General features: G+C 75.0%; 22 protein-coding genes. 12 read left to right on the forward strand and 10 right to left on the reverse strand.

What is annotated here, in order from left to right; translation table 11 throughout:
• Positions 1-218 precede the first annotated feature (218 nt).
• Both J3R08_RS15630 and J3R08_RS15635 read left to right on the forward strand, forming a co-directional pair.
• Positions 219-443, forward strand: coding sequence for a DUF3040 domain-containing protein (locus tag J3R08_RS15630; protein ID WP_064446063.1), 225 nt, complete (start codon positions 219-221; stop codon positions 441-443).
• Positions 444-478: 35 nt separating this feature from the next.
• Positions 479-1,564, forward strand: a complete 1,086-nt coding sequence (locus tag J3R08_RS15635) for a PIN domain-containing protein (protein WP_043324272.1) — start codon at positions 479-481, stop codon at positions 1,562-1,564.
• Positions 1,565-1,745: 181 nt separating this feature from the next.
• On the opposite strand, the gene J3R08_RS15640 is transcribed toward J3R08_RS15635, so the two are convergent.
• Positions 1,746-2,987 carry a hypothetical protein gene (locus J3R08_RS15640; RefSeq protein WP_280841774.1) on the reverse strand — a complete coding sequence of 414 codons (1,242 nt, stop codon included), beginning with the start codon at positions 2,985-2,987 and terminating at the stop codon, positions 1,746-1,748.
• A gap of 91 nt (positions 2,988-3,078) precedes the next feature.
• Between J3R08_RS15640 and J3R08_RS15645 the strand changes: the two genes are divergently transcribed.
• Positions 3,079-3,555, forward strand: coding sequence for a molybdenum cofactor biosysynthesis protein (locus J3R08_RS15645; protein WP_209961735.1), 477 nt, complete (start codon positions 3,079-3,081; stop codon positions 3,553-3,555).
• Between the two features lie 153 nt (positions 3,556-3,708).
• A complete protein-coding gene (locus J3R08_RS15650) occupies positions 3,709-4,275 on the forward strand; it encodes a sigma-70 family RNA polymerase sigma factor (RefSeq protein WP_043324268.1) in 567 nt (188 codons plus the stop codon).
• A 28-nt stretch (positions 4,276-4,303) separates the two neighbouring features.
• Here the strand turns inward: J3R08_RS15650 and J3R08_RS15655 are convergent, their stop codons facing one another.
• On the reverse strand, positions 4,304-5,041 hold the full coding sequence (locus J3R08_RS15655) for a zf-HC2 domain-containing protein (protein WP_043324265.1): 738 nt from the start codon (positions 5,039-5,041) through the stop codon (positions 4,304-4,306).
• Between the two features lie 49 nt (positions 5,042-5,090).
• Entirely contained in the window at positions 5,091-6,917 is a 1,827-nt protein-coding gene (locus J3R08_RS15660; protein WP_197494852.1) for a glycoside hydrolase family 15 protein, read from the reverse strand.
• A gap of 52 nt (positions 6,918-6,969) precedes the next feature.
• On the opposite strand from J3R08_RS15660, the gene J3R08_RS32730 reads away from it, so the two are divergent.
• From J3R08_RS32730 to J3R08_RS15675, 3 genes are read left to right on the forward strand one after another with little or no spacing between them, the layout of a single operon-like run.
• Positions 6,970-8,172, forward strand: coding sequence for a D-arabinono-1,4-lactone oxidase (locus tag J3R08_RS32730; protein WP_030502307.1), 1,203 nt, complete (start codon positions 6,970-6,972; stop codon positions 8,170-8,172).
• Complete coding sequence (locus J3R08_RS15670; RefSeq protein ID WP_030502308.1) at positions 8,169-8,546, forward strand: sensory rhodopsin transducer; 378 nt, start codon at positions 8,169-8,171, stop codon at positions 8,544-8,546. The genes J3R08_RS32730 and J3R08_RS15670 overlap by 4 nt, the downstream gene beginning before the upstream one ends.
• Positions 8,547-8,579: 33 nt before the next feature.
• Positions 8,580-9,680 carry an aromatic acid exporter family protein gene (locus J3R08_RS15675; protein WP_209961737.1) on the forward strand — a complete coding sequence of 367 codons (1,101 nt, stop codon included), beginning with the start codon at positions 8,580-8,582 and terminating at the stop codon, positions 9,678-9,680.
• Between the two features lie 9 nt (positions 9,681-9,689).
• On the opposite strand, the gene J3R08_RS15680 is transcribed toward J3R08_RS15675, so the two are convergent.
• A complete protein-coding gene (locus J3R08_RS15680) occupies positions 9,690-11,090 on the reverse strand; it encodes an acyl-CoA synthetase (RefSeq protein WP_069089759.1) in 1,401 nt (466 codons plus the stop codon).
• Between the two features lie 111 nt (positions 11,091-11,201).
• Here J3R08_RS15680 and J3R08_RS15685 point away from each other — a divergent pair, with 111 nt between their 5' ends.
• A complete protein-coding gene (locus J3R08_RS15685) occupies positions 11,202-12,329 on the forward strand; it encodes a CaiB/BaiF CoA-transferase family protein (protein ID WP_209961739.1) in 1,128 nt (375 codons plus the stop codon).
• 13 nt (positions 12,330-12,342) lie between these two features.
• Here J3R08_RS15685 and J3R08_RS15690 read toward each other — a convergent pair whose 3' ends face one another.
• The gene (locus J3R08_RS15690) at positions 12,343-12,759 is read right to left on the reverse strand and encodes an ASCH domain-containing protein (protein WP_069089757.1); all 417 of its coding nucleotides are present in this window, start codon (positions 12,757-12,759) and stop codon (positions 12,343-12,345) included.
• Between the two features lie 67 nt (positions 12,760-12,826).
• On the reverse strand, positions 12,827-13,705 hold the full coding sequence (locus J3R08_RS15695; protein WP_209961741.1) for a S9 family peptidase: 879 nt from the start codon (positions 13,703-13,705) through the stop codon (positions 12,827-12,829).
• Positions 13,706-13,813: 108 nt separating this feature from the next.
• Between J3R08_RS15695 and J3R08_RS15700 the strand changes: the two genes are divergently transcribed.
• A complete protein-coding gene (locus J3R08_RS15700; protein ID WP_064446059.1) occupies positions 13,814-14,350 on the forward strand; it encodes a GNAT family N-acetyltransferase in 537 nt (178 codons plus the stop codon).
• A gap of 1 nt (position 14,351) precedes the next feature.
• Here J3R08_RS15700 and J3R08_RS15705 read toward each other — a convergent pair whose 3' ends face one another.
• Complete coding sequence (locus J3R08_RS15705; RefSeq protein ID WP_064446058.1) at positions 14,352-14,762, reverse strand: MmcQ/YjbR family DNA-binding protein; 411 nt, start codon at positions 14,760-14,762, stop codon at positions 14,352-14,354.
• Between the two features lie 162 nt (positions 14,763-14,924).
• On the opposite strand from J3R08_RS15705, the gene J3R08_RS15710 reads away from it, so the two are divergent.
• Genes J3R08_RS15710 through J3R08_RS15720 form a run of 3 tightly spaced genes read left to right on the forward strand, consistent with a single transcriptional unit; the run spans position 14,925 to position 18,331 of the window.
• Positions 14,925-16,040, forward strand: a complete 1,116-nt coding sequence (locus J3R08_RS15710; RefSeq protein WP_043324247.1) for a sialidase family protein — start codon at positions 14,925-14,927, stop codon at positions 16,038-16,040.
• Entirely contained in the window at positions 16,037-16,333 is a 297-nt protein-coding gene (locus tag J3R08_RS15715) for a MoaD/ThiS family protein (protein ID WP_064446057.1), read from the forward strand. Before J3R08_RS15710 ends, J3R08_RS15715 begins: the two co-directional genes overlap by 4 nt.
• Before the next feature lie 48 nt (positions 16,334-16,381).
• Positions 16,382-18,331, forward strand: coding sequence for a beta-propeller domain-containing protein (locus J3R08_RS15720; protein ID WP_245254743.1), 1,950 nt, complete (start codon positions 16,382-16,384; stop codon positions 18,329-18,331).
• Positions 18,332-18,380: 49 nt separating this feature from the next.
• On the opposite strand, the gene J3R08_RS15725 is transcribed toward J3R08_RS15720, so the two are convergent.
• From J3R08_RS15725 to J3R08_RS15735, 3 genes are read right to left on the reverse strand one after another with little or no spacing between them, the layout of a single operon-like run.
• Entirely contained in the window at positions 18,381-18,995 is a 615-nt protein-coding gene (locus J3R08_RS15725) for a hypothetical protein (RefSeq protein WP_209961743.1), read from the reverse strand.
• Positions 18,992-20,347, reverse strand: a complete 1,356-nt coding sequence (locus J3R08_RS15730; RefSeq protein WP_209961746.1) for a hypothetical protein — start codon at positions 20,345-20,347, stop codon at positions 18,992-18,994. The genes J3R08_RS15725 and J3R08_RS15730 overlap by 4 nt, the downstream gene beginning before the upstream one ends.
• On the reverse strand, positions 20,347-21,141 hold the full coding sequence (locus J3R08_RS15735; RefSeq protein ID WP_209961748.1) for an ABC transporter ATP-binding protein: 795 nt from the start codon (positions 21,139-21,141) through the stop codon (positions 20,347-20,349). The genes J3R08_RS15730 and J3R08_RS15735 overlap by 1 nt, the downstream gene beginning before the upstream one ends.
• Positions 21,142-21,211 lie beyond the last annotated feature (70 nt).

A 21,211-nucleotide genomic window follows, 5' to 3' on the forward strand; every position in this document is an offset into this window, starting at 1 on the left:
CTGAGCGTCCGGCCCCGCGCCACATCGGTGCGGTGCCGCCCGCCGTGCCGGGTGGGCGCGTTGTCGGCCACCCGCCGGTGTCCTCGCGCTGTCGGCCCGCCCGGCCGTGTCGGCGTGGCTTTCGCCGCCGGGACCGTGCCGGGGGGGCCAACCCGCCACCGGGGCCGTGACGAGCGCCTACGATCGGCACAGGGGGCCGGCGGGGAGAGGCGGGCAGCGTGAGCGCAGACGACGCGCAGCGGTCGGCGCGACGGCGTAACCGCATGCTGCTGGCGGGCCTGCTCGCCGTCGTCGGGCTCATCCTGCTGCTGCTCGGGCTCACCGTCGCCAGCGGCACCGTGGCCGGCGTCGAGGTGGTGCTGGCGCTGCTGCTCCTGGTCAGCAGCTACGCGATCCAGCGGCTGGCCCGCCGCGAGACCGTCTACCGCGACGAGCGGCGCTGACCGGCGCGGCGGTCCGGCCGGGCTAGGCTGCCAGTGTGGATCACGAAGACCGGATCGCGCTGTTCCTCGACTACGAGAACCTGGCCCTGGGCGTACGCGACCACCACGGTGGTGGTGCGTTCGACTTCCGGCCGATCGCCGACGCGCTCGCCGAGCGGGGGCGGGTGGTGGTGCGCCGGGCGTACGCGGACTGGTCGTACTTCGACGAGGACCGGCGGATGCTCACCCGGTCGCACGTCGAGCTGATCGAGATCCCGCAGCGGATGGGCGCCTCCCGCAAGAACGCCGCGGACATCAAGATGGCGGTGGACGCGGTCGAGCTGGCGTTCGAACGCGGCTACATCTCCACGTTCGTGATCTGCACGGGCGACAGCGACTTCACTCCGCTGGTCCACAAGCTGCGCGAACTCAACAAGCGGGTGATCGGTGTGGGGGTGGAGAAGTCCACCTCGGCGTTGCTGCCGCCGGCCTGCGACGAGTTCCTCTACTACGACCGCCTCGAAGGCGTCGACGTGCCGCCGCCGTCCGCCCGCCGGTCGCGTCCGGCCCGGACGGCGCCGCCCGGGCCGGTGGCGGAACCGGTGGCGGAGGTCGCGCCGGAAGCCGCTGCGGCCGAGGAGGGGCGGGCCCGGGACGTCGACACGCTCGCCGTCCAGCTCGTACAGACGGTGGCCGGCATGCAGGGCAGCTCCAGCGGTGACGTGACCGCGTCCGCGCTCAAGCGCGCGCTGCTGCGCAAGGACCCGACGTTCAGCGAGTCCGACTACGGCTTCCGTACCTTCGGCGAGCTGCTGCGCCACCTCGCCGCGCGCAACGTGGTGGAGCTGGCGGCGGGGCCGGCGAAGGGCGACCCGGAGGTGTCGCTTCCGGAACAGGGCGACCGCGACGTCGCGTTCGGGCTGCTGCGATCAGTGGTGGTGGACCTGGCCGGCGAGGGCGGCGCGGTGGCGCTGTCCGGGCTGAAGGACCAGCTCCGGCGCGCCCGGCCCGACTTCAGCGAGAAGAAGCTCGGATATCGCAGCTTCCTGCAGTTCTGCAAGGCGGCCGCGACGGGCGGCGCGGTCGAGCTGCGCTGGAGCCCAGAAGACGGCGACTACCTCCTGACCCCCCACACCCCCTGACCCCCCACCCCACCCGCCCCTCGCCCTTCGTTCCCGCGATCTTGCACTTGCGGCCCGCCTAAAGCGGGATTAATCCGGCATCTGCGGGGCGCGAAGTGCAAGATCGACGGCGAGGGTGAGGCGGGGTGACCGCGAGGGCGGGACGGCGGGGAAGTGGGAGAGCGGCGAGCGTGGGGCGGGGTCAGGGGAGGGTTGCGTCTTGCTGGGCTGTTGCGCCGGAACCGACGGCCAGGCCGAGGTGCAGGCCCACCAGGTCCAGGACGCTCGGCTCGGCGGATGCGGCGGACGGGCTCGGCTCCGCTGTCGGATCGGGCTCGCCGGTCGGAACCGGATCAGCCGTCGGGCTCACGCTCGGCGCCGGCGTCGCCGGACCGGCGGCGGGTGGGCCGGACGATTCGACGATCACGGGCGTACGGCCGCTCACGCGCGTCGACGGGGATCCGGCGGCAGGTGGCGCGGTGGTGGGGACCCGATCACCCGAACCGGCGGCCGGAGGTCGCGGCGCGGGCCGGGGCGGCCGGGACGCAGGGGGAGACGACGGGTTGACCGGGGTCGCCACGGGCGGCACTGACGAAACGGCCGGTGGGGGTGCGGTCGCCGGGTGGGTCGCGGTTCGGGCTGCCGGGTCGGTCTGCCCGGCGGTCGCGGTCCAGGTGCCGGCGGAGGTGACGCCCAGCAGTACGGCCATCGCTGCGACGCCCGCCGCGGCCAGCCGCTGGGGGAGCGCCCGTTCGGCGGGGGCGTCCCACGGCCCGAGTGGCCGGGGTGGGCGGGGCCGGGCGGCCCGGTGGGCGGACCACAGCGCCTCGACGTCCTCCACCACCACGGTGCGCGTACCGGTGGCGTCGGCGTGGGCCAGGGTGAGGTAGAACCGGGCGTTCGCCGCGCCCGGCGCCGGCACGCGCAGACCCGCCGGTGCGCCGCCGTCCGTGCCGTGCAGCAGGGTGACCGGACGGCCGGGGTGGTGCCCGAGTCCGCGCAGAGTCCGCAGGGGCCACTCCCGGCCGACGCCGGGCCCGGTGAAGGCGACCCGCCGGTCGGTCACCACGGCGGCGCCGCTGGCGATCACGCGCAGCCCGGCCGGTAGCGGGCCCTCGGCCGGGTCGAGACATCCGGCGAGCGTGCCGTCCGGCACCGGCAGTCCGGGTAGGTGCCGGGCTGTGGCCTCGACGAGGTCGACGGTGGGCAGGATGCGGTAGACGACCTCACCGTCGTCCAGTGGCACCGGTAGCGGGGTGCCCGTCAGGACGCACCCGTGGAAGCCGGCCGCCTCGATCCGCAGCCGGTCGAGGTGCTCCGCGCGCCGCCGCCAGGCCCGCGCCGCCGTCTCGTACGCCTGGCGCCGGCGCTCGTTCTCGCGCCGCGCCCAGGACAGCCGCCGTCGGGGATGAGCCCCGATCGCGTCGGGTCGCCTCGCCGTCACACCTGGTACAACGCCCTGCGTAAGCCGCGGATACGTGAGCGCGGCTATCGTCCGGTTTGGCGGTGGTATGCCCGCGATTACACTTCGGGGCATGCCGCGGATCGTCCAGTTGCTGGCCTCGCCCGTGCACCGGTACGTGGGCCGCCCCGCGGACGGGCCCGCCCCCGCGCCGCCGGGTGAACTGGTCGAGCGGGTGGAGGTGCGCGCCGGTCTCGGCATCGTCGGTGACCGCTACTTCGGCCGCCCGGCGCACCGCCAGGCGAGCGTCACGCTGATCGCGCGGGAGTCGCTGCCGCCCGGGGCGGACCTCACCCAGTTGCGACGTAACGTGCTGACCGACGGCATCCCGGTGGACGAGCTGGTCGGCCGGGTGCTCACGCTCGACTCCGGCGACGGTCCGGTCCGCCTGCGGGTGCACCGGGCCGCGCCGCCGTGCGCCTGGCTCGACGTGGTGGTCGCGCCCGGCACCTGGAAGGCGATGCGCCGCCGGGGCGGCGTGCGCTGCGCGCCGCTCACCGACGGCGTCCTGCGGGTCGGGCCGGTCACCATCTCCGTCGACGACGACTGACCCGGTTCGGGAACTTTTCCCGCCCGCCGGCCGACCAACCGGAGGTCGCCGACAGTCAGGCCCGGTGGCAGGAGGGACGCCAGGGATGAACCGAGCGGGCAGCGGATCCGTACCGTCGGGCATGACGATGTCGGGCCCGCGGGCCGGCCGAGGATGAGCCCGGACGCCGACGACGAGCAGGTGACCGGGTGGGCCCGGAGCGCCGCCCGTGGTGACCGGCTGGCCGCTGCCGCGTTCGTCCGTGCCCTCCAGGCGCCGGTGTGGCGGTTCCTCGCCCACCTGGCCGGTCCGGCCGAGGCCGACGACCTGGCCCAGGAGACGTTCCTGCGCGCGCTGCGCAGCCTGCCCGGCTTCGCGGGCCGGTCGTCGGCGCGTACCTGGGTCTTCACCATCGCCCGCCGGGTCGCGGTGGACCACGTGCGGGCGGCGACCGCGCGGCCCCGGACGGCCGCGCTGGCGGACTGGCAGGCCGCCGCCGAGGCGGCCGGGGCGGTGACCCGCGGCGGGGACGACGGGGTGGTGTTGCGCGGGCTCATCGCGGCGCTCGCCCCGGACCGCCGGGAGGCGTTCGTGGCCACCCAGGTGCTGGGCCTGTCCTACGCCGAGGCCGCCGAGGTGTGCGGCTGCCCGGTCGGCACGATCCGGTCCCGGGTCGCCCGCGCCCGGGAGGACCTGGCCGCCGCCTGGTCCGGCGACGTCCGTGACCGCCGGGCCCGCTGACACCCGCGGGCCCCGGCCGTCCGGCGGTTCAGGCCGCGCGCCGGTTGCGGGCCTGTGCGGGGTACGGGCCCGGCTGCACCAGCCGCAGCGGCGCCGGCGCGGCCGGTTCCTCGGTGCGCAGCGCCCACCGCGATCCGCTCGACCGGCCCCGCCCGGGCGGCGTGTCGCCGGGGCGCCAGCCCGGCCGGGACAGCACCAGCATCACGGCCCAGCCGACCAGCAGGAAGCCGTGGCTGACCAGCCGGGTCATCGCGACCTGACCGGTGATCAGGTCGTTCACCGACAGCAGCACCAGCGTGGCGACGAACGCGCTGAGCATCGGCAGCAGGCCGGACGGCGTGGTCCGGCGTGCCGCCACGTAGAGGAACCCGGCGCCGACTGCTACGTTCCACGCCGCCGACTCGTGCCACAGGTGCTGGCCGGAGGTGTGGGCGTGCGCGACGACCGCCTCCCGGCCGATCTGGGCCAGGCCGAGCACGAGCTGCACCGCGCCGAGCAACCCGAGCGCCCCGCGCAGTCCGAGCGCGATCCGCTGGCGGCGGCTCGGCCGGGGCGGCGGCGCGGCGGCGAGCACCGCGTCGACCAGGTCGGGTACGCGCGGGGCGAGCTGCGTACGGGCCCGCCGGGTGACCGCCGCGGCCGAGTCGAACCAGCCCCGGCAGCCGGCGCAGCCGGTCAGGTGCGCCTCGGCCGCCTCGATCTCCGAGCGGGACGCCTCACCGTCCAGCTGTGCCGACAGGATTTCCCGCCACTGCTCACACGCCATACAGGGATAGTCGTCCGGACCGGCGCGCTGGTTCCCGGCGGGGTGCCGGTCACGCCGCCGCGGCCGCTGACCGTTCCGCCCACGCGTGCAGCGCGTCCCGGTCGCCCGCCGAGTCCAGGTTCAGCGCAGCCTCGATCAGTGCCAGATGGGTGAACGCTTGCGGGAAGTTGCCCAGCGCCGTGCCGTCGGGCGCGCGTTCCTCCGGATGCAGGCCGAGCGGCCCGGCCCGGCCGGCCAGCCGGTCGAAGATGTCCCGCGCCTCGCCGTGCCGGCCGGCCAGTACCAGCGCCGAGACCAGCTCGAAGGAGCAGAGCAGGAACGCCCCCTCGGTGCCGGGCAGCCCGTCGTCGGCCCGGTAGCGCCGGATCAGGTCGGGCGCGACGGCGAGGTCGGCGCGGATCCGTTCGACGGTGGCGACCACCCGGGCGTCGTCGCCGGGCAGGAACCCGACGAGCGGCATCCGCAGCAGCGAGGCGTCCGGCTCGGTCCCGCCGTACGCCATGACGAAACTGCCGGCGCGCTCGTCGTACCCGCGGTCGAGCACCTCGGCGTGCAGCGCGTCACGTTCCCGGCGCCACCGGTCCACCGGCGCGGCGCCGTCGCCGAGCAGCCCGGCGAGGCGGATGCCCCGGTCCAGGCAGACCCAGGTCATCACCTTCGAGTAGACGTAGTGCCGGCACGGGCCGCGGATCTCCCACACCCCGTGGTCCGGTTCCCGCCAGCGCTCCGCCATGGTCTCGACGTGCCGCCGCAGCAGCGCCCACTGCGGGCCGGTCAGCTCGCCGGTGAGCAGCTGGTAGGCAAGCGCCGCGTCGAGGATGTGCCCGTACGTGTCGAACTGGATCTGGTTCGCCGCCTCGTTGCCGACCCGCACCGGCGCCGAGCCGGCGTAGCCGGACAGGTGCGGCAGCTCACGCTCCTCGGTGGCGTGGCCGTGGATGCCGACGAGCGGCGCGAGCGGATGCTGCCGCGCGCAGATGCCGAGCAGGAACCGCAGATAGCGGCGGCCCTCCTCGGCGTGGCCCAGGCGGAACAGCGCGAGCAGCAGCAGCGCCGCGTCCCGGTGCCAGGTGAAGCGGTAGTCCCAGTTGCGGACCCCGCCGATCTCCTCGGGCAGCGATGTGGTCGGGGCGGCCAGCAGCGCGCCGGTCTCGTCGTAGGACAGGCCGCGCAGCACCAGGGCGCTGTGCCGGACCGCGCCGGCCGCGAAGCCCGTGTAGTCGCCGCGCGCCGACCACGCCCGCCAGCTGTCGGCGGTCCGCTCGGTCAGCTCCTCGGCGTCGGCGAGGGCGGGCACCGGGTCGGCGTACCCGAGAAGCAGCGTCGCGTCCTGCCCGGCGCGCAGCTCCGCCTCGGCGACGAGCGTGCCGTCCTCGACGGTGACCGGCAGGTCGGTGCGCAGCCGCAGCGGCGTGCCGTCGGCGTGCCAGCCGTTACCGTCGCGCCGCCAGCGCACCGGGCGTGCCCCGTACCCGGGCCGGGGCGTCAGCTCGGCGCGGACCCGCAGCACACCGTCGGTGATTCGCAGCCGGCGCACCAGCGCCCGCTCGGCGTGGATCGGCCGGTCGGCGGCGCCGGGCCGGACCGCGAGCAGGTCCTCGCCGGCCGCCGCGCCGGACGGGGCGGCCCAGTCGTTCTCCAGCACCAGCGTGTCCGGCCGGTAGCGGCGCCGCGGCGCCGGGCAGCCGGCGACGGTGAGCGTGAACCGGCCGCCGGTGTCCCGGTCGAGCAGCCGGGCCGCGACCGCGTCGCCCGCCGCGTCCGGTACGCAGAACCACTCGACCGCCCCGTCCGGTGCGACGAGCGCCGTGGTGTGCGTGTCGGACAGGAACGCGTACGCGTCGATCGGCGGGAACGACAGCGGCGGCTCGGACACGGCGGTGACTACCCGGCGCGGGCACGGGTAAGCGGGCCGGGGAGGGGCCGCTGTGACACGCGAGTTCGTGAACTGGTCCGGCAGTCTCCGCTTTACACCGGCGGACCGGGCCGAGCCGGCCGACGAGGCCGAGGTGTGCGACCTGGTGCGCCGTGCCCGGGCCACGCGCGCGACCGTCCGGCCGGTCGGCTCGGGGCACTCGTCCAGCCCGCTGGTGCGTACCGACGGGATCCTGCTGAGCCTGGACCGGATGGCCGGGGTGATCTCCGACGACGGGCGGGTCGCGACCGCGTGGGCCGGCACGAAGCTGCGGGCGCTGGGCGAAGGGCTCTACGACGCCGGGCTGGCCATGGACAACCTGGGCGACGTCGACTACCAGTCGATCGCTGGGGCGACCGCCACCGGCACCCACGGCACCGGCATCGGATTTGGGAACCTGAGCACCCAGGTCACCGGCGTGCGCCTGGTCACCGGCACCGGCGACGTGCTGGACGTCGACGCGCGGCGCAACCCGGAGCTGCTGCCGGCGGTGCGCCTCTCCCTCGGCGCGCTCGGCGTGGTCACCCAGGTCACGCTCGACGTGCAGCCGACCTACCAACTGCACCGCCGCTCCTGGTGCGCGCACCTGGACTGGACCCTGGACCACCTCGCCGTGCTGCAGCACACCAACCGCAACATGGACTTCTACTGGTACCCGCGCAGCGACCAGACGCAGATCCGGGTGATCAACCGCACCGACACGGACGCCGCGCCGGACCGGGCACAGCCCCGGCTGCCGGACGGCGAGCCGCGGCAGAGCCAGGTCGGGCCCACCCACCGCACCATTCCCCGGCACCGGGAGCTGCGCTTCGAGGAGATCGAGTACATGCTGCCGTCGGAGGCGTTCCCGGCCTGCTTCGCCGAGGTGCGCCGCCGGGTGCGCGACCGGCACCGCCGGGTGGCCGCCTGGCGGGTCCTGGTCCGCACCATCGCCGCCGACGACATCTGGCTCAGCAACGCCTACGGCCGCCCCACCACCACGATCGCCTGCCTGCAGAACACCTCGCTGCCGTACGACGAGTACTTCCGGGACATGGAGGCGGTGTTCCGGCACTACGGCGGACGCCCGCACTGGGGCAAGAAGCACTGGCTCGGCGCGCGGGAGCTGCGTCCCCTCTATCCCCGCTGGGACGACTTCCAGGCGGTGCGCCGCCGGCTCGACCCGGACGGGGTGTTCCTCACCCCGGACCTGGCCCGGCTGCTGGAGGAGTCGTGAGCGCGCCGGTCGGCGCCCGGGTCTGGGTGGTGCCGGGCGGGCACGTGCCGTTCCCCGCGCACGGCCCGGAACCGGCGTTCACCGCCTTCGACCAGCTCTGCGTGCTCAACGCCGCCGACGAGGACGCCGAGCTGGAGCTGGACTTCTACTACCAGGACGTCGAACCGGTCGGACCGTACCGGCTACTGGTCGGCGCCCGCCGGATCCGGCACGTACGGGTGAACGACCTGATCGACCCGGAGGCGGTGCGACTGGACCGCCCGTACGGCTGCGTGCTGCGTTCCCCGGTCCCGGTGGTGGTGCAGTTCCTGCGCCAGGACACCCGGCTGCCCGGCGTGGTGGCGCTGACCGGCACGATGGCGTACCCCGGGTGAGGTTCGGGCGGGCGACCGCGGGTACCCGGCCGCATGCGGGATGCCGTCGACCGGGTACGCGACGCCGGGCGGTCCAGCCGCCGGCGACTGGGCACGTACTTCATCGTGGCGGTCCAGGCCGGCCTCGCGGCCACGCTGGCCTGGACGGTGGCCCGCGAGGTGCTCGGCAACCCCGACCCGACGTTCGCGCCGGCCGCGGCGGTCAGCGTCATCGCCGCCTCGCTCGGCAACCGCACCCGGCGGACCGTGGAGCTGGTGGTCGGGGTGGTCCTCGGCATCGTCGTCGGTGACCTGCTGGTGCATCTGTTCGGCACCGGGCCGTGGCAGACCGGCGTGATCGTGTTCCTGGCGGTCTCCGCGGCGGTGCTCGTACGCGGTACCGGCGCGCTCGTCACCCAGGCCGGCGGTACGGCGGTGCTGGTCGCCACGCTGACCCCGGTGTCGCCCGACCTGGAGCTGCCCCGGACCCTCAACGCGCTCGTCGGCGGCGCCGTCGGCCTGCTCGTGGTGCTGGTGATCGCGCCGCTGAACCCGCTGCGCGCGGTCCGCCGCGTGGCAGACCCGGCGCTCGACACGTTCGCCAGTCAGATGACCGCGTCGGCGGAGGCGCTTGCACACGCCGACGTGTGCGCGGCCGACGAGGTGCTGGCCCGGATGCGCGCCGCCGAGACGGAACTGGACCGGATCGACGAGATGGTCGGCGCCGCCGACGAGGTGGTCCGGTTCTCCCCGGTGCGCTGGCGGCGACGACGCGCCCTGGCCGCGTATCGGCACGGCGCCGAGCACCTGGACCGGGCGTTCCGCAACAGCCGGGGCATGGTGCGCCGCATCGGCACCGCGTTACGGGACCGGGAGCCGGTGCCGCCGCACCTGCCCGCCGCGCTGGAGCACTTCAGCGAGGCGATCCGGCTGCTGCACCGGGCGTTCCTGGCCGCCGAGGAGCCGGTCGCCGCCCGGGAGCGGGTGCTGCGCGCGGTCCGCGACGCGGGCGAGGCGTGCCGGCAGGAGATCGGCTTCTCCGGCACCATCGTGGTCTCGCAGTTGCGGACCGTCGCCAACGACCTGCTGCGTGCCACAGGCGTGCCGGCGGACGAGGCCCGCCGTCAGGTCCGCCGCGCGGCAGCGGCCCGCTGAGAGGGCCGCTCACGCCTCGGTCAGCAGGGTCTTCTGCACCTTGCCCATCGCGTTGCGGGGCAGCGCGCCGACCAGCCGTACCTGCCGGGGGCGCTTGTGCGCGGACAGGTGCCGCGCCACGAAGTCGATCAGCTCGGCCTCGGCCACGCCGTCGCCGACCACGTACGCGGTCACCTGCTGCCCCAGGTCGGGGTGGGGCGTGCCGACCACCGCCGCCTCCCGCACACCCGGGTGGGCCAGCAGCGCGTCCTCCACCTCGCCGGCCCCGATCCGGTACCCGCCGCTTTTGATCAGGTCGGTGGCGGCCCGGCCGACGATGCGGTGGACGCCGTCCGGGTCGACCGTGGCGACGTCGCCGGTGCGGAACCAGCCGTCGGCGGTGCGACCGGCTGCGTCGGCGTCCGGCCGGTTCAGGTAACCGTCGAACAGCGTGCCGCCGCGTACCTGCAGCTCACCCATGGCCGCGCCGTCCGCCGGCAGCGGGTCGCCGTGCTCGTCCCGCACCCGCGTGTGCACGCCGGGCAGCGGCACACCCACCGTGCCGGGCCGCCGGGGACCGTCCGCGCGGGCGCTCACCGTCACGAGCGTCTCGGTCATGCCGTACCGCTCCAGCGGCCGGTGCCCGGTCAGCCCGGCCAGCGCCGCGAAGACCGGATCGGGCAGCGCCGCGCTGCCGGACACGAGCAGCCGGGCGCCGCGCAGCGCCCGCGCCGCCGCGGGTTGCGCCGCGATCCGCGACCAGATCGTGGGTACGCCGAAGTACAGCGAGCCGCCCGCCGCCGCGTACCGCTCGGGGTGGGGACGGCCGACGTGGCGCAGGCGGCTGCCGACGCGCAGCGGGCCGAGCACGCCCAGCACCAGCCCGTGCACGTGGAACAGCGGCAGCCCGTGGACCAGCACGTCGTCCGGCGTCCACGCCCAGGCGTCGGCGAGCCCGTCCAGGCAGGCGGCGACCGCGCGGCGGGACAGCATCGCGCCCTTGGGCGCGCCGGTGGTGCCGCTGGTGTAGAGGATCAGCGCGGTCGCCGCCGGGTCGGGCTCGGGATGGCTGGTGTCCGAGCGCCGAGCCAGGTCCAGCGGCACGAGCGGCGGCGAATGGGCTTTCCGTGTGCCCGGCGCCGCCAGCAGCACCTCCGCGCCGGAGTCACGCAGGATGTGGTCGCGTTCCATCGGTCCGGCGTCGGGCGGCACCGGCACCACCGCCGCACCGGCGAGCAGCCCGCCGACCACGCCGACCACCGTCTCCAGGCTCGCCGTCGCGGGCACCGCCACCCGGGCCGCGCCGCGCAGGTCGTCGGCGACCGCGGTGGCCGCCCGGCGCAGCTCCACCCAGGACAGCGAGCGGTCCTGCACCCGGATCGCGCCCGGGCGCTCGTCGGTGGCTTCGGCGAGCCGGCTGAGCAGCGGCACGGGCACCCCTTTCCGGTACGTCCCTGACGTGACCGTAGCCGGACGGCCCACCCCGGCCGGGTGGGCCGTCAGGAATGTGTCATCGTGGTCGGCGGCGAGAGAGGGGTCGGCATGTCGGGTCCGTTGCACGGGGTGCTGGTCGCCGACTTCTCCCGGATCCTCGCCGGGCCGTACGCGACGATGCTCCTGGCGGACCTCGGCGCGGACGTGGTCAAGGTGGAGTCGCCGGGCGGCGACGACACACGTGGCTGGCGGCCCCCGGTCCGTGACGACGTCTCCACCTACTACCTGGCGGTCAACCGCAACAAGCGCTCACTGGTGCTCGACCTGACCGACCCCGGCGACCTGACGCTGGCGCACCGGCTGGCCGACCGGGCGGACGTGCTGATCCAGAACTTCCGTCCGGGCGCGCTGCGCCGCTTCGGCCTCGACCACGACACGGTCACCGCCCGCAACGCCCGCCTGGTGTACGCCTCGATCAGCGGTTTCGGCGCTGCCGGGGGCGCCGACCTGCCCGGGTACGACCTGATGGTGCAGGCCGCCGCCGGGTTGATGAGCCTCACCGGGGACGCGGACGGCCCGCCCTACAAGGCCGGTGTCGCGGTGTTCGACGTGATCGCCGGGCTGCACGCGGCGGTCGGGATCCTGGCCGCGCTGCGGCACCGCGAGTCGACCGGGCGCGGGCAGCACGTCACGGTGGACCTGCTCTCCTCGGCGCTGTCCGGGCTGGTCAACCACACCAGCGCGCACGTGGCCGGGGCCGCGCAGCCGCACCGGATGGGCAACGCGCATCCGAGCATCGTGCCGTACGAGCCGCTGCCCACCGCCGACGGCGAACTGGTGGTGATCGCCGGCAACGACGCGCAGTTCCGTACCCTCTGCCGGGTGCTGGGCGTGCCGGAACTGGCCGGCGACGCGCGGTTCCGGCGCAACGCCGACCGCGTCGCGCACCGCGACGAGCTGCGGCCGCTGCTGGTGGCGGCGCTGTCCCGGCGCGGCAGCGCGGAGTGGTTCGGCGAGCTGCGCGCGGCGGGCGTGCCGTGCAGCCCGATCAACTCGGTGGCCGAGGGGGTGGCGCTGGCGCAGGGGCTGGGCCTGGAGCCGGTGGTGACGACCGGCGGCGTGCCGGGGATCCGCAACCCGATCGGCCTGTCCGGCACCCCGCCGCGCTACGAGCTGCCGCCCCCGGAGCTGGACGAGCACGGCGACCAGCTGCGCGCCTGGCTCGCCGCCCCCTGAGCCGGGCGCGCGGTCAGAGCGTCTCGACCAGGCGGAAGCGTTCCAGCACGGCCATGGTGTCGTCGTCGACGGTGAACGTGGGGTCGCCGAGCCAGCCGCGGTAGTCCTCGCCGTGCCAGAACCGCTCGTGGCCGGCCCGCCAGGCGGCGACCGACTCGTAGCCCTCGCCCTCGTCCCGCGCGTGGTCGAGATCGACGTCGCCGAGGCGGGCGACGCGGACCTCGACCAGCTCGATCACCGCCACGGGCCGGCGGTCGGAGTCGATCACCGCCGAGCGGGTACCGACGGCCGGCAGCGGCTCGCCGTCGATCTCGTAGTCCTGGACCAGCGCGGTAGTGGTGGTCTTGCTCCCGTCGAGCACGGCGGCGACGAGCTGGTCGCGCAGCGGGCCGGGGAAGGCGAACTCGAAGGTGGGCAGCGCGGCATCCATGCCCGGCAGGCTAGCCGTCGGCGGCGGCGCGGCGCGCGGAGAATTGGAGGCGGAACCGGCAGCCCGCTCAGCCGGCCGGCGGCAGCAGGCGGTCCAGCCAGCCCAACAGCACCCGCTCGTACTGCGGGCTGACACTGTCCAGGTCCTCACCCTCGCCGAGCGTGGGCGCGTGGTCGCAGCCCGCCAGCCGGGCCACCGTCAGCTCGGCGTCGCGGGCCGCCCGCCGCCACACCGCGAGGCTGTCCTCGATCGGGATCCAGGCGTCCGTCTCGCCCCAGCAGAGCAGCACCGGGCAGGTCAGCCGCGTCAGCACCGGCTCCGGGTCGTAGTCCATGTCGGTCCACGTGCCGGGCGTGGCGGGCAGTTCCTCGGGCAGGGACGCCAGTGGGAACCAGGGGTGGCGCACGGCGACGTCCAGCTCCGCCTGCGCCACCGCGCGTGGCACGTCGCCGCGCAGGTAGTCCTCGGCGAGCGCGCGCAGCCGGGTCAGCTCCACCACGTCGGCCGGCCCGTACCCGTGCCGGCGCAACTGCTCAGCGGTGCCGTAGCGCATCTGCCTCGCGGGGCTCACCCCGCTGCACCCGACCAGGACCAGGAAGTCGACCGGGTGCCGGGTGGCGGTCAGCGCCGCCGCCCACGCGCCCTGGCTGAACCCCCACAACCCGACCGGGACCGCCCCGACGTGCCGGCGCAGCTCGGTGAGCGCGGCGACCGCGTCCTCGGCCTGGTCGGCCAGCGGCACGTCGTGCCCGTCGACGCGGGGGCGGCGGTCGTAGCGCAGCACCGCGATCCCGGCCCTGGGCAGCAGCCGGGCCAGGTGCGCGTACAGGAAGTGGGAACGCTGCCCGGCGTGCGAGCCGTGCAGCACCACCAGGCCTCCCCGTACCGGCGCGGCCGGCAGGTCGAGGACCGCGGGCAGGCCCGCCGTGCCGATCGTCGTCTCCATGCCGGGCAGTGAACCACCAGCCGTCCCGCCCCGTGGTCCCGGCCGCCGCCCGCAACGCCCGCGTGCGTACGCTGACCAGGTACGCAGCCGCGACCGTGGAGAACCGCCATGACCAGCCCCGCATCCCGTACCGTCCGGGTCGCCCGCCCCGGCGACGTGGCCGCCCTCGTCGACCTGATCGAGTCGGCGTACCGGGGTGAGCGCAGCCGGCAGGGCTGGACCCACGAGGCGGACCTGCTGGCCGGGCAGCGCACCGACCCAGACATGGTCGCCTCGGCGGTCACCGCCCCGGACGGCGTGGTGCTGGTCGCCGAGCAGGACGGTGACCTGCTCGCCTGCTGCCAGCTGGAACGCCGCGACGACCACGTCTACTTCGGGATGTTCGCGGTGGCCCCCGGCCGGCAGGGCGGCGGCCTGGGCCGGGAGCTACTGGCCGAGGCCGAGCGGTACGCGACGCAGCAGTGGCACGCCGGTGAGATGCGGATGACCGTGATCGTCCAGCGCGACGACCTGATCGCCTGGTACGAGCGGCGCGGCTACGTCCGCACCGGCGAGCTGAGCCCGTTCCCGTACGGCGACGAGCGCTTCGGCGTGCCGCTGCGGCCGGACCTGGCGTTCGAGACGCTGCGCAAGAAGCTCGGCTGACTCAACCGGGCCGGTCGACCAGCGCCACGAGCTTCTTCGGGGCCAGCACGCAGTAGCTCTCGATGAGCAGCTCGGCGACCTCGGTCCAGTCCGTGTCCGCGTCGAGCCGCAGGCCGACCACGTCGGCGGCCCAGTCCGGCTTGAAGAAGTGCGGCCCGGCCGCGAGCAGCCCGGCGATCTCGTCGCCGGGGGAGCGGAACGTCATCACGCACACCGGCTCGTCGGTCGCCGCCGCCCGCGCGTACGCGGCCTGGTGGCCGGGGTCGACGGTGAGCACGTGGGCGAACGTGCGGCCGCGCACGCGCCACCGCACACCCACCCAGGCCGGCTCCTCGTAGGCGTCGGGCAGGCCGAGGCAGACCGGGCGCAGGCGGTCGAGGTGCTCGGGCGGAACGTCTCCGGGACCGGTCATGCCCGCACGCTAGCCGCAGCCCCCGACATTCCCGCCGTACCGGCGTGGCGCCCGGCCGCCGCGCGTCCGGCGGAGAAATGTCAAGCCTGGGAGTACCACGACGATGAGTTTCGGCGAAGCCCGCGGTCAGTGCAGGGAAGACACCTGGATGGAGGACGAGACATGAGCGGCGTACGGGTACTTGTCGGCACGCGCAAGGGCGCGTTCATTCTGACGTCGGACGGCAAGCGCGACGACTGGACGGTCGACGGACCTCACTTCGGCGGATGGGAGATCTACCACCTCACAGGTTCACCCGTCGAACCGGACCGGCTCTACGCGTCCCAGTCCGGCGGCTGGTTCGGGCAGCTGATCCAGCGTTCGGACGACGGCGGCCGGAACTGGACGACAGTCGGCAACGACTTCGCCTACAGCGGCGAGGTCGGGCAGCACCTCTGGTACGACGGCACCCCGCGCCCGTGGGAGTTCAAGCGGATCTGGCACCTGGAGCCGTCCCGCCACGACCCCGACACCGTGTACGCGGGCGGTGAGGACGCCGCGCTCTACCTGTCCACCGACGGCGGCCAGAAGTGGTCCGAGCTGACCGCGCTGCGGCAGCACCCGACCGGCCCGTCCTGGCAGCCCGGCGCGGGCGGGATGTGCCTGCACACGATCATCCTCGACGCGGCCGACCGGGACCGGATCTACGTCGCGATCTCGGCGGCGGGCGCGTTCCGCAGCGACGACGGCGGCGCGAGCTGGCTGCCGATCAACAAGGGACTTCGTTCCGGCGAGATCCCCGACACCGACTCCGAGGTGGGGCACTGCGTGCACCGCCTCGCCCAGCACCCGTCCCGGCCGGACACGCTGTTCATGCAGAAGCACTGGGACGTCATGCGCACCGACGACGCCGGCGGCAACTGGCGGGAGATCAGCGGCGACCTGCCGACGGACTTCGGCTTCCCGATCGCGGTGCACGCGCACGAGCCGGAGACGGTCTACGTGGTGCCGATCACCAGCGACTCGCTGCACTACCCGCCGGAGGGCAAGCTGCGCGTCTACCGCAGCCGTACCGGCGGTGAACACTGGGAGCCGCTGACCGAAGGGCTGCCGCAGTCGCACTGCTACGTCAACGTGCTGCGCGACGCGATGGCCGTCGACACGCTCGACCCCTGCGGGATCTACTTCGGCACCACCGGCGGTCAGGTCTATCACTCGGCCGACGGCGGCGACACCTGGGCGCCGATCGTGCGCGACCTGCCGGCCGTGCTCTCGGTCGAGGTCCAGGTGCTGCCGTGATCCGGGTGGTGCTGCCGGCGCACCTGAAGAACCTGGCGCACGTCACCGGCGAGGTACGCGTCGAGGTGGCCGGGCCGCCGACCCAGCGGGAGGTGCTCGACGCGCTGGAGGCCGCGTACCCGATGCTGCTCGGCACGATCCGCGACCGGCACAGCGGGAAGCGCCGGCCGTTCGTCCGCTTCTACGCCTGTGAGCTGGACCTGTCGAACGAGTCGCCGGACGATCCGCTGCCCGAGGAGGTCGTCAAGGGCAAGGAGCCGTTCATCGTGCTCGGCGCGATGGCCGGCGGCTGAGCGCGTTCGGCCGGGAACCGTGCTCGCCGCGGCCACGTCTGACGGCCCATGACCTTTCGCAGATTCCGGACGATCGGATGGACGCTGGCCGCCGCGCTGGCCCTCGGTGGCTGCACCGCGTCACCCTCGGCCGATCCGCCGCCCACCGGCCGGCCCGTTCCGGCCGGTGGGTTCCGGCTCGTCGCGTTCGACTCCTGCGACGAGGCGCTACGGCAGATCCGGGCGGCCGCTCGGGCGGCGGTGGGACCGTGGGGTCTCGGGCCGGGCCGCGACCTGCTCCGGTTCGGCGCGGAGGCCGGGGCCGACAGCGGTGCCCAGAAGGCGGCCGGGCCGGCGTCCGCTCCGGACTTCTCCGGGACGAACGTGCACGAGGCCGGCGTGGACGAGCCGGACCTGGTCAAGACCGACGGCCGACGTATCGTCACGTACGGCCGGGGCGTGCTGACGGTCGTCGACCCGGCGACCCGCCGGCAGACCGGCCGGCTGGCGCTCGATCCGGCCGCCGACCGGTTCTCCGGGCAGGAGGGCAGCCTGCTGCTGCACGGGGACCGCGCGCTCGTGCTGCTGCGCGCCGGAAGGGTCCCCGAGTCCACGGTGCCCGGTCGGCGTCCCGCACCCGGCGTGGTCGGGCAGACCCGGCTGGTCCTGGTCGACCTCGCCGCAGCGCCGCGCGTCGTCGGCGAGTACCGGATCGACGGCCGGATGGTCGACGCACGGCAGGTCGGCGCGACCGCCCGCATCGTGATCAGTTCCGGTCACCGGCTCGAGTTTCCGCAGCAGCCGGGGGAGCGTACCGACGCGCAGCGGATCGCCGCGAACCGCGGGGTAATCGACAAGGCCACGCTCGACGACTGGCTGCCCCGGTACGAGGTCCGCGACAGCGTCCGCACTGTCGGCAGCGGTCGGGTCGGCTGCGACCGGGTGAGCCGGCCGGCCGGCTTCTCCGCCGCCTCGACGCTCACCGTGCTCAGCTTCGACCTGGGCGCGCCCGCGCTCGGCGCCGGTGACCCGGTCACCGTGTTCGCGGACGGCGACACCGTGTACAGCAACGGTCGACGCCTCTACGTCGCCGCCGACCAGCGCTGGCGGACGTGGCGCGCCGCGTCACCGGAGGCGCGCGACGTCAGCACCGAGATCTATCAGTTCGACACCGCCGCGGGCACGCCGCGCTTCGTCGCCGCCGGGTCGGTGCCCGGCTGGCTGATCAACCAGTACGCGCTGTCCGAGTGGGACGGTCACCTGCGGGTCGCCACCACCACCGGCGACACGTGGAGGCGGGAGAGGTCCTCCCAGTCCGGCGTCTACGTGCTGCGCGCCGACGGTCCCACGCTCAAGCGGGTCGGCGCGGTCACCGGCCTCGGCAAGGGCGAGCGGATCTTCGCGGTGCGGTTCGTCGGCGGCACCGGATACGTGGTCACGTTCCGGCAGACCGACCCGCTGTACGGCGTGGACCTGCGCGACCCGGCCGCGCCCCGGGTGACCGGCGAGCTGAAGATCAACGGGTACTCGGCGTACCTGCACCCGGCCGGCGACGGCCGCCTGATCGGCGTCGGCCAGGACGCGACCGGCCAGGGTCAGGTGACCGGCACCCAGGTGTCGCTGTTCGACGTCGCCGACCCGGCCCGGCCCACCCGGATCGCCCAGCACCACGTCGCCCGTGGCTGGTCGGAGGCGGAGCACGACCCGCACGCGTTCCTCTACTGGCCGCCGGAGCGGCTGGTGGTGATCCCGGTGATGCAGTCGGGCGTGGACACCGATGGGCCCGACGGCACGAAGCGCCCGCCGTCCGGCGGCGTGCTGGCGCTGCGGGTCGGCGACAAGGGATTCACAGTGGCCGGCGCGGTGGACCATCCGGGGAGCCTGGCCGACGGCGGCGAGCGGACGCCGATCCGCCGCTCACTGATGATCGACGGTGTGCTCTGGACGCTCTCCGACGCCGGTCTCAAGGCGACCGCCCTGGCTGGCATGACCAGCCTGGCCTGGGTGCCGCTGACCTGACAGCGGCCGGGCCTCGCCGCGCGGTAGGCGTGCGACGAGGCCCGGCACGTCACTGTTCCAGCGCCGCCTCGGCCGCCGCCACCTGTGGGCCCACCCGCAGCGCGTACGCGACGACGCCGCCGAGGAGGAACGTCGTGGCGGTGACCGCGGCGATCCGGTTGCCCGGCTCCTGCGCCATCCACAGCGCCGCCTGCCGCCATTCCGGCCCGCCCGGCGCGGCCATGAAGGACGCCATGGCGGCCCAGGCGGTCGGCGCCTGCCAGGCGGCCCGGGCGCCGGCCAGCGCCGCGCCGAGGCCGACCAGCCCGATCAGCCCGGCCGTGTTGCGGGCCAGCACGTCCAGCGGCCCGAAGTCGGCGCCGAGAACGCGGGCGGCGGCCAGCAGACCGACCACCACCACGCCGTACCCGAGCAGGTGCCCGGCCCGGCGCGGCGCCCACTGCCACGCGGCGGTGCGCTCCAGCGCCGGATCGGTGCCTGCGAGCGTCGGCCCGAGCGGCGCCACCGCCAGCGCGGTGGTGAGCACGGCGAGGCCGGCGGGCACCTCGGGGCGTTCGGTGAAGCCGGACCAGGCGACGGCCATCACGGCGACGGCGATAGCGGATCCGGCCAGGGCGGCGGGTAGCCGGCGGGACCGCACGTACAGCGGCAGCCAGCGGGTCACGGCGCGGCCCGTCCGGTGAGCGCCGGCATCAGGTCCGGCTCGCAGCGCGCGGCGGCGTCCCGCAGCGCGGTGATGCGCCGCAGCTGCTCCGGCTCGGGCAGCGCGCGCAGCTGCCGCACCCCGTCCCGGATCTCCTCCTGCTTCTCGTCGGCGTACCGGTATCCGGTCCAGGAGTCCCACAGCCGCACCGTCTCGGCGTCGAGCAGCCAGGCCGCGGCGATCGCCGGGGCGATGTCGTCGCCGCTGCGCCCGCAGCCGTACCACATGGTGCCGCCGCCCAGGGCGATGCGCTCTGCCACGTCGGCGGCCCGGCCGGTGTCCGGGTCGACCTCCAGGAGGAACTGCACGGTGCCGGGTGCCGGCTTGGGCCGGTGCCACTGCTCGCTGTCGTTGCTGCCGACGGTGTCCAGCCGCACTTCCACCGCGCGGGCCGGCGCGTCCGGCAGCTTTGCCAGCGCCTTGAGCCCTCGGCGGGCCTCGGGAGTGATCTCGGGCAGCAGGTGCGCGTTGACGGCGGTGACGCACACCTGCGGCGTGCCGTCGGCGCAGACGAAGCGGCGTGCGTCCGGATCGAGCTGCCAGATCCCGGTCGGGCCGGGCACGCCGATCAGCAGGAGACCCGCCACGCCCCCGGCGAGGCTCGCGAGCGCCCCGGCCCGGACCGGCCACGACCGGCCCGCCGCCAGCAGCAGCCCGGCGAGGACCAGCCCGACGCCCAGCGCGAGGCGGCTGAGCAGCAGCCGGTCGGACAGCGTCTCCCACGGCGTGTCCGGCGGCCAGGAGATCATCAGGGAGGCGTTCGACAGCCGGCTGGTGCTGCCCGGACCGCCGAGCATGGCGGTGCCCTCCTGCGCGACCAGGCCGGCGGCGGCCAGCAGCGGCGGCAGCAGCGGCGAGGACCACAGCCGGCCGACGGCCACCCCCACCCAGGCCGCGCCCACCAGCACCAGCACGTCGGTCAGGGGCCCGGCGAGTCCGCGTACGCCGAGGTAGGCGCCGTCGAAGGCGACCACCGCGCCGGCGCCGGCGAGCACGAGCAGGTGCGCGGCCGCGACGGCGACGCCGAGCGCGGTCATCGCGGGCAGCGCGCGCTGCCAGCGGGGCCGGCCGGTGCTGTTCATCAGCTCGTCGGCGCGGGTACGCCGGTCCCGGCGGCCCAGTACCGCGCCACCGGCCAGCGACAGGGGCATCAGGAGGAACATGCCGGAGGAGTGGACGTAGCCCAACCGCAGCCACTGTCCCTGCCAGAAGCTGTACATGCTGGCGGCGCCGAGGATCCCGATGATCAGGAGCAGGACCGCCATGGTCGGCGCGTTGGAGCGGCGCAGTTCGACGCGTACCTGTCGGATCATCAGGCGCTCCGGTGCTGCTTGAGGAGGTACGAGTAGCCGCGCTCGGCGGCGCTGTCGCCGACGCCGCCGGTCTCGCCGTGGCGGATCAGGTCGGCGGGCAGGCCCTGGAACACGCGGGTGCCCTGGTCCATCAGGATGACGTCGGAGCAGGCCGCGACCACGTCCTCCACCAGGTGGGTGGAGACCAGCACGCAGGCGTCCGCGCCGAGTTCGCGGATCAGCTCACGGAACTCGACCCGCTGTTCCGGGTCCAGGCCGACTGTCGGTTCGTCGAGCAGCAGCAGGTCCGGTTCGTTCACGATCGCCTGGGCGATGCCGGCCCGGCGCAGCATGCCGCCGGACAGCGACTTGAGCTTGGCGTCGGCCCGGTCGGTGAGGCGTACCCGGTCGATGGCCCGCTGGGTCGCGCCCGGCACCGCCGAGGCCGGCATCTCCCGCAGCCAGGCCACGTACTCGACGTACTCCCGGACGGTGAACCGGGGGTAGTAGCCGAACTGCTGCGGCAGGTAGCCGAGCCGGCGGCGCATCGGCCGCAGCTCACGGGTTGTGGCGGCGTCCGCGCCGAGCAGCCGCAGCGTGCCGCCGTGCGGTTTGACCACTGTGGCGAGCGCGCGCATCAGGGTGCTCTTGCCGGCGCCGTTGGGGCCGAGCAGCCCGTGCACACCGGTGCCGAGCGTCAGGCCGAGGTTGTCGACGGCCAGGTGCCGTCCGGCCTTCACCGACAGTCCCACCGCCTCGATCCGCCAGGCGTGCCGGGTCGGCGCCACCTCGTCGGCGCTCACTGCGCGTACCAATGTCGTCTCCTTCTCGGGGCAGGGTCGTCCGCGGCGCCGGCGGGGCGCCGTGGCGTGGTTCCGGGGGGCC

The sequence above is a fragment of the Micromonospora sp. HB375 genome (genome assembly GCF_017872985.1).
Classification (GTDB): domain Bacteria; phylum Actinomycetota; class Actinomycetes; order Mycobacteriales; family Micromonosporaceae; genus Micromonospora; species Micromonospora chalcea.